This is a genomic window from Arcicella aurantiaca (genome assembly GCF_003148625.1).
In the GTDB taxonomy this organism is placed as follows: domain Bacteria; phylum Bacteroidota; class Bacteroidia; order Cytophagales; family Spirosomataceae; genus Arcicella; species Arcicella aurantiaca.
This window is the reverse complement of the sequence record NZ_QGGO01000030.1, coordinates 1-11993: the sequence shown is the minus strand read 5'-3', so window position 1 is coordinate 11993 and position 11993 is coordinate 1. Positions and strand designations below refer to the sequence as shown.

The 11993-nt window shown below is 34.7% G+C and carries 9 protein-coding genes; 6 read left to right on the top strand and 3 right to left on the bottom strand.

Annotated elements, in window-relative coordinates:
- Window positions 1-300: 300 nt before the first annotated feature.
- Entirely contained in the window at window positions 301-1026 is a 726-nt protein-coding gene (locus LV89_RS20290) for a membrane or secreted protein (RefSeq protein WP_146199218.1), read from the bottom strand.
- A 335-nt stretch (window positions 1027-1361) separates the two neighbouring features.
- Between LV89_RS20290 and plsY the strand changes: the two genes are divergently transcribed.
- From plsY to LV89_RS20255, 6 genes are all read left to right on the top strand, one after another.
- Window positions 1362-2006 carry a glycerol-3-phosphate 1-O-acyltransferase PlsY gene (plsY, locus tag LV89_RS20280; RefSeq protein WP_109744754.1) on the top strand — a complete coding sequence of 215 codons (645 nt, stop codon included), beginning with the start codon at window positions 1362-1364 and terminating at the stop codon, window positions 2004-2006.
- A gap of 317 nt (window positions 2007-2323) precedes the next feature.
- Window positions 2324-3676, top strand: a complete 1353-nt coding sequence (locus tag LV89_RS20275; RefSeq protein WP_109744753.1) for a dipeptidase — start codon at window positions 2324-2326, stop codon at window positions 3674-3676.
- 252 nt (window positions 3677-3928) lie between these two features.
- Window positions 3929-4759 carry an N-acetylmuramic acid 6-phosphate etherase gene (murQ, locus tag LV89_RS20270; RefSeq protein WP_109744752.1) on the top strand — a complete coding sequence of 277 codons (831 nt, stop codon included), beginning with the start codon at window positions 3929-3931 and terminating at the stop codon, window positions 4757-4759.
- A 155-nt stretch (window positions 4760-4914) separates the two neighbouring features.
- Window positions 4915-5250: a c-type cytochrome gene (locus LV89_RS20265; protein WP_109744751.1), complete on the top strand. Its 336-nt coding sequence runs from the start codon at window positions 4915-4917 to the stop codon at window positions 5248-5250.
- A 181-nt stretch (window positions 5251-5431) separates the two neighbouring features.
- On the top strand, window positions 5432-8635 hold the full coding sequence (gene lacZ / locus LV89_RS20260) for a beta-galactosidase, LacZ type (RefSeq protein ID WP_109744750.1): 3204 nt from the start codon (window positions 5432-5434) through the stop codon (window positions 8633-8635).
- A gap of 218 nt (window positions 8636-8853) precedes the next feature.
- A complete protein-coding gene (locus LV89_RS20255; RefSeq protein ID WP_109744749.1) occupies window positions 8854-9762 on the top strand; it encodes a 3-keto-disaccharide hydrolase in 909 nt (302 codons plus the stop codon).
- A 21-nt stretch (window positions 9763-9783) separates the two neighbouring features.
- Here the strand turns inward: LV89_RS20255 and LV89_RS20250 are convergent, their stop codons facing one another.
- Both LV89_RS20250 and LV89_RS20245 read right to left on the bottom strand, forming a co-directional pair.
- Window positions 9784-10581 (bottom strand): LytR/AlgR family response regulator transcription factor, encoded by a 798-nt coding sequence (locus tag LV89_RS20250; RefSeq protein ID WP_109744748.1) that lies wholly within the window; start codon window positions 10579-10581, stop codon window positions 9784-9786.
- Window positions 10578-11702 carry a sensor histidine kinase gene (locus tag LV89_RS20245; RefSeq protein ID WP_109744747.1) on the bottom strand — a complete coding sequence of 375 codons (1125 nt, stop codon included), beginning with the start codon at window positions 11700-11702 and terminating at the stop codon, window positions 10578-10580. The genes LV89_RS20250 and LV89_RS20245 overlap by 4 nt, the downstream gene beginning before the upstream one ends.
- Window positions 11703-11993: the final 291 nt, after the last annotated feature.

The window sequence follows — 11993 nt, the reverse complement described above, 5'->3', positions numbered from 1 at the left end:
TAGTTGATTATAGTAAGCGACAAGCGATTTGCGACAAGCGAAGATTCCTTAAATCTGCAAATTTGAATGTTTTAATATATGTTTGAAAAGTTCAGAAATCTTTAACGCATTTTCAACTATTTAGGCTTAAATCTTTTAAGCGGTAGGTAATCCAACATTGAAATATCGGTTAATATGTATTTTCTATAATATTGCACAAAAAAAATAAATTCAGCCTTTTGGACTGAATTTATTTTTGATTTGTAACACAGACTTTAGTCTGTATTTTATGTTTTACAGACTAAAGTCTGTGTTACGTTACTACTCTTGTTTTTCCCAAATTTCATGAACACGTGTACCTGTTGTGCTTTGCCCTGCGTGCGTCCAATCCTTTCCGTTCAATACACAGTCGAATGTTAAAGAAGAACCTGTACGTTTATTATCACGAGAAAAGAACTCGATTGTTTCAGTATATTTTCCATCTTTTACAGAATATGTTCCGCCACCTGTTCCAAAAAACTGACGGGTATCTGTATTAAATGCTGCCCATTGGAAACGATTTCCTGATAAAATTTTCAAGGTTTTTCTCGAACCTTTCAAGATGGCTTGCATTTTAAAATCAGCACCCTCTCTGGCTCTGATTTGCCAAACATTAGCCATTGTTTTAGATGCTTTTGAGTCATCAATTTTCTTCCAATTTCCCGCCAATGGACCTTCAGTTAATTTTAATTCTCCATTATTCAACGTGTAAAGATTGGCAACCGTTAAGCCTACCACCGTTGAGTCTTCCGTATTAAATTCTCTTTTGAATGAAAGCACGTTTTTACCGCCCAAGTCTGCAAATTGGTAAGTTCCACCTCCAGAGCGTACATATTTTTGTTGTGCTACATTATAGACAGCGTACATAAGGTAATTTTCGGAACAAATCATGGTAACGGTATTCCCAGCAGCATCTTTACTCTGCCAAGCACCATTTAAAGGTGATGAAACTGACGCTTCACTTACAAAAAGAGAAATAGAAAGAAGAAAAGCTAAGATTGTTTTCATTTTAAAAGCCATTTGACTAACTGTTGATTTATAAAGAATGCTTACATTCTGATAGTTGTAATAACGAAATCCTTGCCAAAATATTTATTCTCATGTTTTTTATTCCCGAAACGTGTTTTTAAACATTGACAAATCACGTTTAAATTGATAGATTTTTGAAAAAAGTCGATTTCAAAATTATAAAATAAAACATTTAAAAGAGCCTTTTTGGACAATTTAAAGAACTTTTCGTCACTCACTTGTTTTAGCAAAAGTTTGATATATATTTGTTTTTAAGGATTTTCAAAAATTTCTGTTTTTTCTGTTAAACAGTCCTAAAATTTATATCCAAATCAATGTCATTAATTGTTTTAATCATCGCCTGCACTATTGCGGCTTATTTACTTGGTTCAATTCCTACAGCTATTTGGTACGGAGAAGCCTATTTCGGTATTGATGTTCGTAAACATGGAAGCGGAAATGCAGGAGCTACCAATACATTTAGAGTCTTAGGAAAAAGAGCAGGAACGGTTGTATTATTGATTGATGCCATTAAAGGTTGGGTGGCTACGTCAATTGCTTTGATGATGTATTACGGTCATTTGATTGGATGGGAAGAATGTCAAAATTTAAAATTGCTTTTCGGTTTTGCGGCAGTTTTAGGTCATATTTTTCCTGTGTTCTCAAACTTCAAAGGCGGTAAAGGTGTGGCAACGTTATTAGGTATGGTGATGTCTGTTCATCCAGAAGCAGCATTGGTTTGTATGGTGATTTTCTTCTTGGTTTTTATATCGTTCAATTACGTTTCTTTAGGAGCAATTATTGCATCACTTTCATTCCCAATTTTATTATTATTGAAAGCTTTTGGTCCAGAAAATACCTTGGTGATTGTATTCGGATTCTTACTTTTTGGAATGATTGTTATCACGCACCGCAAAAATATTGTAAGGCTCATTAAAGGACAAGAAAGTAAAATTTCGTTGCGTTCTAAAAAGGCGTAAGTTTATAATTGGGGTTAGGGTTTAGGCATTAGGATTTAGCAATAAACTGATTGTCAGTTCATTATTCCAAAAAATAATTTTAGGTTGTCGGCTATTTATTATACTGTTTAATAAATTTTTTGAATAATTTTTATCCTAAAATCTTTGATTGGGAAACTTCCCGAAAGTTGAAATAACTTATTAAACAGTGTATTTATTCGTAAAAAATATAAAATGAAGAATTAAAGTTTAGATTTTCTAAGTTTTAGTTCTTCATTTTTTAATTTTGTCGTAATTCAATTCAACAGACTTCTTTCAAAAGTTTTTAATCCAAAGTTATGCAACAATATATTCAAGAAAATAAAGAGCGTTTCCTTTCAGAATTGCTCGATTTACTAAGAATTCCATCAGTTAGTGCTGATAGTAAATATAAAGATGACGTTCGCAAAGCGGCAGAATTTATCTGTGAGAAAATTCAAGCGGCTGGTGCTGATGTTGCAGAAATTTGTGAAACAGCAGGACACCCAATCGTGTATGGCGAAAAGATTATTGATTCGTCTTTGCCAACTGTTTTGGTTTATGGTCATTACGACGTTCAACCTGCTGACCCATTAAATCTTTGGGATTCTCCTCCGTTTGAACCTGTTGTGAAAGATGAAAAAATCTACGCTCGTGGTGCTTGCGACGACAAAGGTCAGGTTTATATGCACATCAAAGCATTTGAAACCATGATGGCGACAAATTCTCTTCCTTGCAATGTAAAATTCATGATTGAAGGTGAAGAAGAAGTTGGTTCTGACAATTTGGGTATTTTCGTAAAAGCGAATAAAGCAAAATTGGCGGCAGATGTTATCTTGATTTCTGATACGGCAATTATTGCCAATGATATTCCATCAATTGACGTTGGTTTGCGTGGTTTGAGCTATTTAGAAGTTGAAATTACAGGAGCAAATCGTGATTTACACTCAGGCGTTTACGGTGGTGCAGTTGCCAATCCGATAAATGTTTTGAGTAAAATGATTGCTTCATTACACGATGAAAACGGACACATTACCATTCCAAATTTCTACGATGATGTGGTGGAATTAACGCCTGCTCAACGTGAAGCAATGGCAGAAACGCCTTTCAACTTAGACGAGTACAAAAAAGATTTAGGTATTGATGACGTAAGAGGCGAAGATGGTTATACAACTTTGGAACGTGCTTCAATTCGTCCAACCCTTGATGCAAATGGTATTTGGGGAGGTTATATTGGCGAAGGTGCCAAAACAGTTTTGCCTTCAAAAGCATCTGCCAAAATCTCGATGAGATTAGTTCCCAATCAGCAATCGGATAAAATTACAGCCTTATTCACCAAGCATTTTGAATCTATTGCACCCGCAGGCGTAACCGTAAAAGTTCAGCCACATCATGGTGGAGAACCTTATGTAACGCCAACCGATTCAAAAGAATATCGTGCCGCTGAAAAAGCAATGGAAGAAGCTTTCGGTAAAAAACCAGTTCCTACTCGTGGTGGTGGTAGTATTCCGATTGTAGCATTATTTGAAAAAGAATTAGGTTTAAAAACAATCTTAATGGGCTTCGGGCTTGATTCTGACGCTATCCACTCACCAAACGAGCATTATGGATTATCCAATTTTTACAAAGGAATTGAAACAATACCTTTATTTTTCAAATATTATAGTGTGTAATACGGACAGCCTTGTCCGTAGAAAAACCCAAAGTCATTTTGGAGATTTTTTTTAAAATAACCCCACTCAAAAAGCCAAATAGAACTCAATAATCTATTTGGCTTTTTGATGTTAGAAAAATAGCATTGTACGTCTATGTCCTTATATTCGCAAGATGCTTTTGACTAATTATGACTCCAATTATCAAAATGTCCTTATCTTTGTGGTACAACTTATTAGATATAAAATACAATATATTCACTCATTACCCTCATGGCTGAAATCAACTTAGAGCTACTTACAACCGAAGAAACTTCTCACTACGACAATCTGGACAAGATGTCGGTAAAGGAAATTTTGGAAGGAATTAACAACGAAGATAAAACCGTTCCGTATGCTGTTGAAAAAGCAATTCCACAAATAGAAGCCCTTGTCAGTCAGATAGTTTTGAGAATGAAAAAAGGCGGACGTTTATTTTATATTGGTGCTGGAACAAGCGGACGTTTGGGCGTAGTAGATGCTTCAGAATGCCCTCCAACATTTGGCGTTCCGTTTGACTTAGTGGTAGGTTTAATTGCAGGTGGTGACGGAGCCATCAGAAAAGCCGTTGAAAATGCAGAAGACGACATCGAGCAGGCTTGGAAAGACCTTTTGAAATACAACATCAATGAATTAGATACTTTAATTGGCATTGCTGCATCAGGAAGAACACCTTACGTAATTGGAGGTTTGAATAAAGCTCGTGAAAATGGATTATTGACAGGTTCAATTTCTTGTAATTCTGACAGTGAAATTTCTAAAGCTGCCGAATATCCAATTGAAGCCATTTCTGGTCCTGAATTCGTAACAGGAAGTACAAGAATGAAATCAGGAACAGCTCAGAAATTGATTTTGAACATGATTTCTACCTCAGTAATGATTCAATTAGGACGTGTCAGAGGTAACAGAATGGTTGATATGCAATTGAGCAACAATAAGTTAGTAGTACGTGCAGAAAATATGGTTATGAAAGAATTAGGAATTGAAAGAGAAGAAGCCGAAGCCTTATTGCAAGTTCACGGAAGTGTAAGAGCGTCAGTGGATGCGTATCGTGCCAAACATTAACAAAACATTAACACGAACCAATGTAACAAGACGATTTATCCATCGTTTAAACATAAAAATAACAAGAAAGGATAAAATTTAACCATTAAGTGTGTTACTTTGTCTTTTGAGAGGTAAATCCAAATTATTCCAGAAATCCCTTTTTTAATTTTATCATGAAAAAAGCATTATTCAGTACATTATTGCTTGCAGGACTTGCAATCAACGCTCAAGCACAAGACTTTCCAGAGGACATCAAGCCTCTAATGACAAAATATACTTGTACAGCTTGTCATAAAGTAGATACTAAATTAGTAGGCCCAGCTTATACAGAAGTAGCAAAAAGAAAATATACTCCAGAAAGAATTCTTGAGTTAATTGCAACGCCAAAACCTTCTAACTGGCCAGGTTATCCTCCAATGATGGCATTAAAAGTACCTAAAGAAGATGCTTTGAAAATTGCAGGTTGGATTAACTCTTTAGCTCCAAAAAAGAAAGCTAAGAAAAGCTAATTAGCTATATTCTGATATTAAAAGCCCCACAAAATTGTTTATTTTGTGGGGCTTTTTTTATTGATTACCAAAACCTAACCTTCAAGAATACGTTTTTGCTAAATAATCTTTATCTTGCATATCTTTGATTATCAACAATGTGCCTTAATATATTTATAAGCTAACATCACTGACCCATATAATGATTAAAGTATTTTTCTCTTCAGCTATTATTTTATGTAGCTTCTTTTCATTTTCTCAAAACGTTGCTCAAAAACCTGAATGGCTTGACCCTAACATTACAGAAGTAAATCGCTTACCTGCCCGTGCAAGTGCATTTGCTTTTGAAAATCGTGAATTGGCTATGGCTGGCAACAGGTCTTCTTCCAAAAACTTCTTTTCTTTAAATGGAACTTGGAAATTCAAATGGGTACCTAAACCTGCTTTGAAACCTGCCAATTTTTACGAAGAAAACTACGACGATACTCGTTGGGATAATTTTAAAGTTCCTTCAAATTGGGAATTTGCAGGATATGGCACTCCTATCTACGTCAATATTCCTTATGAATTTGATACTCGTTTCAAATCAAGCGATGATTGGGGAGCAACTTACAGCTCAAAAATCCTTAACAGTACGCCTCCCCCAATCCCAGAAGAAAACCCAGTTGGTTCTTATCGTAAAAAATTCACTTTACCTGCTGATTGGACAGGGAAACAGGTTTTCATTAATTTGGGAGCAGTAAAATCAGCATTTTATATTTATGTAAACGGACGAAAAGTTGGGTATGGAGAAGATTCTAAATTGGAATCGGAATTTGATATTACAGAGTATGTTCATGCGGGAGAAAACGTAATTGCTTTAGAAGTTTATCGTTGGTCGGACGGTTCGTATCTCGAATGTCAAGATATGTGGCGAATTTCTGGAATTGAGCGTGATGTTTATCTTTACGCAACGCCAAAGTTAGATTTAAGAGACTTCAGAGTTATTTCTGTTTTGGATAATAATTACCGCAATGGACTCTTTACGCTCGATGCAGATGTTCAAAATTTTTCATATTACGATTTGCCAATAACGGTTTCTGCCGAAGTATTAGATGCTACGGGTGCGTCGGTTTTGAAATTAGAAAATCCTAAACCCGAAATGGTTAAAGGAACTGAAAAACAACGTATAACATTAAAGGGAGAGATTCCAAACGTCGCTCAATGGTCGGCAGAAATTCCGAATTTATATTCCTTAGTTTTGACTTTAACGGATAAAGATGGAAAAGTTTTGGAAGTTATTAAACGTAAAATTGGCTTCCGTACTTCTGAAATCAAAAACGGACAATTGTTAGTCAATGGCAAGCCAATCTATATAAAAGGCGTTAATCGTCATGAACACGACCCTGTGAGTATTCACGTAATGACGGAAGAAAGAATGTTGCAAGATATTCAGTTGATGAAATCGTTGAACATCAATGCTGTCAGAACTTCTCATTATCCAAATCATCCACGTTGGTATGAACTCTGTGACGAATATGGACTTTATTTGGTGGACGAACCCAATATTGAGTCTCACGAAATGGGTTATGGACTCAATCAAACATTAGGAAATAATCCTGTTTTCTTGAATTCTCATATCAGACGTACTCAAAGAATGTTTGAGCGAGATAAAAACCACGCTTCAATCATCATTTGGTCGTTAGGAAACGAAGCTGGAAACGGCTGGAATTTTTATAATACCTACACATGGCTAAAAGAACATGATTCAACTCGTCCAGTTCAATACGAACGGGCAGAATTAGAATGGAATACTGACATTGTTTGTCCAATGTATCCAGATATTGAAGCGATGGAAAAATACGCTCAACGCTACAAAGACCGTCCGTATATTATGTGCGAGTACGCTCATGCAATGGGTAATTCTGTCGGCAATTTCAAAGAATATTGGGATATGATTGAGAAATATCCAAACCTACAAGGTGGATTTATTTGGGACTGGGTTGACCAAGGCGTTATTATCGAAAAAGCAGGTAAGAAAATTTATGGTTATGGTGGCGACTGGGGTGCAAAGGATATTAATTCAGATAAAAACTTCTTGTGTAATGGTTTAGTAAATCCTGAACGACAATTACATCCTCATGCTTTGGAAGTAAAAAAGGTGTATCAAAATATTAAATTAGAAAATGTTGGCTTAAACCAAGTTGAAGTTAAAAATGGATACGCTTTCAGAAACTTAGACAATTTTTCACTGAATTGGTCAATTTTGGAAGAAGGTATTGAAATTGATAGAGGAAAAATTGACAATCTTACAGGAATTGGAGCAGGCAAAGTAAAAATTTTCACCATTTCTCCAAAATCAGGATTAAGAGCTGGCAGAGAATATTTTTTAAATGTGTCAATAAAATTAAAATCTGCTGAACCATTATTAGCCGCTAATTCAGAAATGGCTTACGAACAGTTCCCATTAAATATCATTAAGCGTCCAACGCCTACTTTAGTTTCTGGAAAAGCTCCAAGTATCAATGAAGCAGGTTCTAAAATAACAGTTGTGGGCAGCGATTTTATCGTTGTATTTGACAAAGAAGTTGGCACAATTAGTTCGTTTGTAAAACAGGGTATTTCATTAATCAAGAAAGGACCAATGCCAGACTTTTGGCGTGCTGCCAACGACAATGATTTTGGAGCAAGCACACAAAAGAAGTCAAGAATCTGGTTGAAAACGGGTAAAATTGAGCCTATTTCTGATGCCAAAGTTTCCGTTATTAGTGGAAATCCTCGAATCGTTTTCACGAAAAAAATGCTCAATGGCGATGCTCTCTATACAACAACTTACGACGTAGATGGCGAAGGAAATATCAAAGTAAAAAACAAATTTGATGCTTTAAGAGGTAACTATCCAATGATGATGCGTTTTGGGAATCAAATGGTTCTTCCTAAAGAATTTACAAATCTAAAATGGTATGGTCGTGGACCTCATGAAAGTTATTGGGACAGAAAAACCAGTGCTACCATCGGACAGTTTGAAGGTAAAGTAGAAGACCAATATCATCCATACGTTCGTCCACAGGAATCGGGTAATAAAGCGGATGTTCGTTGGGCAAGTTTAACGAATAGTAAAGGAAGAGGTTTGATGATTTTGCAAGATACAGATTATCTCAATGTAAATGCCATCAATCATTCACAAGAAGACCTTGACCCTGCCGAAGATAAAGCTCAATATCACTCAGGCGATTTGATTAGTAGAGAAGAAGTTTACCTTAATATTGATTTGCAACAAACAGGATTAGCTGGTATAGACTCATGGGGACATTTACCCCTTGAAAAATACCGATTGAATTACAAAAACTACGAATATACTTATTGGCTTAAACCGATTGCAGTGACTGAGAAAAAATCAAAAAGTAATACAGAAGGCGGACAGTAAGTAATTAATAATGGATAATTAACAATGAATAATTTTATCAGATGCTGATAAACAACTATTTATCAACAATATGACGTCAATTGTATTTACAAAAGTCCTTCATGTTTATAAATTGGGTTTAGTTTTAAAATTAGTCACGAAGTTGATATTTCCATGACTTTTCGGCTAAATTAAGATTACATAGATTAAAATTATCTCAAAATAAATCTCACACAACTATGAAAAAAATACTTTTAGGGCTGTTGCTATTTGTCAATATGACCTCCATATTCTCGCAAAAAAAGGCTGAGACGAAAGATTGGATTTCTATTTTTAATGGAAAAGATTTGTCTGGTTGGGATATAAAAATTGCAGGACAACCATTGAATGATAATTACAAAAATACTTTTAGAGTAGAAGATGGAATGATGCGTGTTGTTTATGACCAATACAAAACCTTTGACGACAAATATGGTCACATTTATTATCAGAAGCCATATTCGTATTATATCGTAAGGTTTGAATATCGTTTTACGGGAAATCAAACACCGGGTGGAGCAGTTTGGAATAATAGAAATAGCGGAATCATGGTACATTCACAGTCAGCTCAAAGTTTGACATTTGACCAAACGTTCCCGATGTCTTTAGAAATGCAACTCTTAGGAGGTTTAGGTACAGGAGAACGCCATACAGGCAATCTATGTTCTCCAGGAACACAAGTTTATATGCAAGGAAAGCTTCGTCCAGACCATTGTATTGACTCCGACTCAAAAACCTATGATGGTGACCAATGGGTAAAAGCAGAAGCTATCGTTTTGGGTGATTCGGTAGTTCATCACGTAATTAATGGTGATACCGTTCTGACTTACAATAAAACTCAAATTGGTGGTGGATTCACTGGTGGGAAACAAGAAGATTGGGAGTTTTCTAAAATGGATAAAACGGCTATTGATTTTTGGAAAAATAAAGATGCTACTGCTTTAAAATCTGGTTATATTGCGATGCAAGCAGAAAGCCACCCGATTGATTTCAAGAATATAGAAGTGCTAAATTTGGTAGGATGCACAGACCCGAAAGCCTTAAACTTTAAGTCATATTTCGTTAAATCTGACAAATCATCTTGTCGTTATAAAAAGAAAAAGGTTTAGGGATTTCCTAAACCTTTTTTATCATTCATCTGGTCTTTTACTTCTTGATATTCGTTTCCCTAACACCACCGCAGTATCTTTTTCTTTGAAATAAACACTACCTTCAATATAGTTAGCGAAAGTTTCTCTGTAAGTATCTCCAATCGGGATTCTCAATACTTTATCCAAAACAACTTCATCACCTTCAATTCCTGTAATTCTATCTTTAGAAATAATAAACGAGCGGTGAATACGCATAAAACGGTCAGACGGCAAACGTTTTTCCAAATCCGAAAGCGTTAAATTAGTCGTGATTCTATCGCCATGCGTTGTAATAGAAGCATACGTTTTTTGAGCCTCCATAAAGATAACATCTCGATACAATACTTTATGGAATTTACCTTTTGCATCAACCTTTACAAAGATATATTCTTCCTTTTTAGGCATTGGCTCTGGTTCTGGTTCTTCAACAGGCGAATCAACCAAAGTCATCTCAAAAGGCATTTTGCTCACGGCTTTCAAAAAACGTTGATAGCCAAATGGTTTCACCAAGTAATCCAAAACACCAAATTCAAAACTTTGCAAAGCATATTCCTGATAACCAGTAGTCATAATAAACTTTACTTTTCCTTCAAAAAGACTTACTAAGTTTAAGCCATTCATTCGAGGCATTTGAATATCAGCAAAAACTAAATCAACGTCTTGAGACTGCAAAATACCCACCACTTCCATCGGATTGGTAGTAGCAGCAACCAAATTTAGAAATGGAGTATCCTTAATATAATCTATCATGATGTCCAAAGCAGCTTGTTCATCATCAACTGCAACGCAATTAATCATTTTTTTATTAGGTTAAAATCCACCGTAAAAGTTACAATATAATCATCCTCTCCATCTTCCGAATCCAGAGAATAACCACCATTACTATAAACGGCATCTAATCTTTTTATAATATTTTTAATACCGATACCTGTATTTCCTTTATCCATAATTTGGTCAGAATGATTATTTTTCAAATTATGAACAATAAAAACAAATACGTCATCGATTAAACTTGCTCTAATTTTGAGCGGGAAATTAGGGTCATCAATAAGCCCGTGTTTAATTCCATTTTCTACCAAAGTAATTAAAACCATTGGTACTACTCTATGGGAAAAGAAATACCCTTCTTCATCATAGTCAATAAAAGCATTGTGTTGATTACGTTGTTTATGTAAACTTAGATATTGTTTGACAAAATCAAGTTCTCCACGCAAATCAACCTCATTTTCTTGCAGTTTCGTGCTGGTAGCATACCGCATCATATCTGCAAACTCAATTACGATATCCCCCGCTTCTTTCGAGGCAGCTCTCACTTTACTGTAAATCATGTTTAAAGTATTAAACATAAAGTGAGGGTTAATCTGAGAACGCAAAAAAGCCATTTCAGCTTGTGCTTTTTCCTTTGCTAAGATAGCATTTTTCTCTCTCTCCTCAGCAAGCTCCAACTCTTTTTTTGCAATAGCAGTTTTCTGATTAGCAATTTCTATGTCTTTAGTAGCAATTTCTTTTTGTTGTTTGATGGCTCTTTGAGCGAAGTAGTAGCCGAGAGCGTAGAAAGCATAGATTTGGGTGTTCCAAAATGTTAGTATTATCTGTATAAAATTAATTTCTTGATTTTCAGCATTGGAAAAAATTAACGGAAATAAATATTTAAACCCAAAAATTCTTATCATAATCCCAATTAATACTGTAATCAAAGTCACAAATAGAGCTAAAAAATATTTACCATGTGCTAAATATTTCGGATATATAAAAATGAGACAACTATAAAAAACTATCGCAAAAGACAGATTTATAAAAATTACGTTCGCAAATAATAACAATGATATTGCTAAATCATGGGATAAACTATACGCAACTGCATAATAAATGCAATATAATGCCCAAAATACTATATGTTTTTTTATAAGTTTTTGCATCAAACATAATTTTAAATACGAACATTTTCAATATACCATTACTAACAAGCCTCTTATAAGTAACATAAGTTTGCCTACAAATGAATAATAAATTAAAATTTACTATCCATTTATAATGAAACGATTTAGATGGATAATCAACAGATTAGGAAAATATAGAAATCTCCTTCTCATTTTATGCACAAATTTGTACAAGAAAAAACAACAATCAATTATATAAACCCATAAATAAAATGAAAACTAAATTATCTATTTCAAAGCAAACTATTACAAATTTATCAGAATCTAAAA

What these genes read in the sequence shown, in the direction of transcription:
- LV89_RS20290 (WP_146199218.1), bottom strand. Translation starts at nt 1,026, where the DNA reads ATGAAAACAATCTTAGCTTTTCTTCTTTCTATTTCTCTTTTTGTAAGT.
- plsY (WP_109744754.1), top strand. Translation starts at nt 1,362, where the DNA reads ATGTCATTAATTGTTTTAATCATCGCCTGCACTATTGCGGCTTATTTA.
- LV89_RS20275 (WP_109744753.1), top strand. Translation starts at nt 2,324, where the DNA reads ATGCAACAATATATTCAAGAAAATAAAGAGCGTTTCCTTTCAGAATTG.
- murQ (WP_109744752.1), top strand. Translation starts at nt 3,929, where the DNA reads ATGGCTGAAATCAACTTAGAGCTACTTACAACCGAAGAAACTTCTCAC.
- LV89_RS20265 (WP_109744751.1), top strand. Translation starts at nt 4,915, where the DNA reads ATGAAAAAAGCATTATTCAGTACATTATTGCTTGCAGGACTTGCAATC.
- lacZ (WP_109744750.1), top strand. Translation starts at nt 5,432, where the DNA reads ATGATTAAAGTATTTTTCTCTTCAGCTATTATTTTATGTAGCTTCTTT.
- LV89_RS20255 (WP_109744749.1), top strand. Translation starts at nt 8,854, where the DNA reads ATGAAAAAAATACTTTTAGGGCTGTTGCTATTTGTCAATATGACCTCC.
- LV89_RS20250 (WP_109744748.1), bottom strand. Translation starts at nt 10,581, where the DNA reads ATGATTAATTGCGTTGCAGTTGATGATGAACAAGCTGCTTTGGACATC.
- LV89_RS20245 (WP_109744747.1), bottom strand. Translation starts at nt 11,702, where the DNA reads ATGCAAAAACTTATAAAAAAACATATAGTATTTTGGGCATTATATTGC.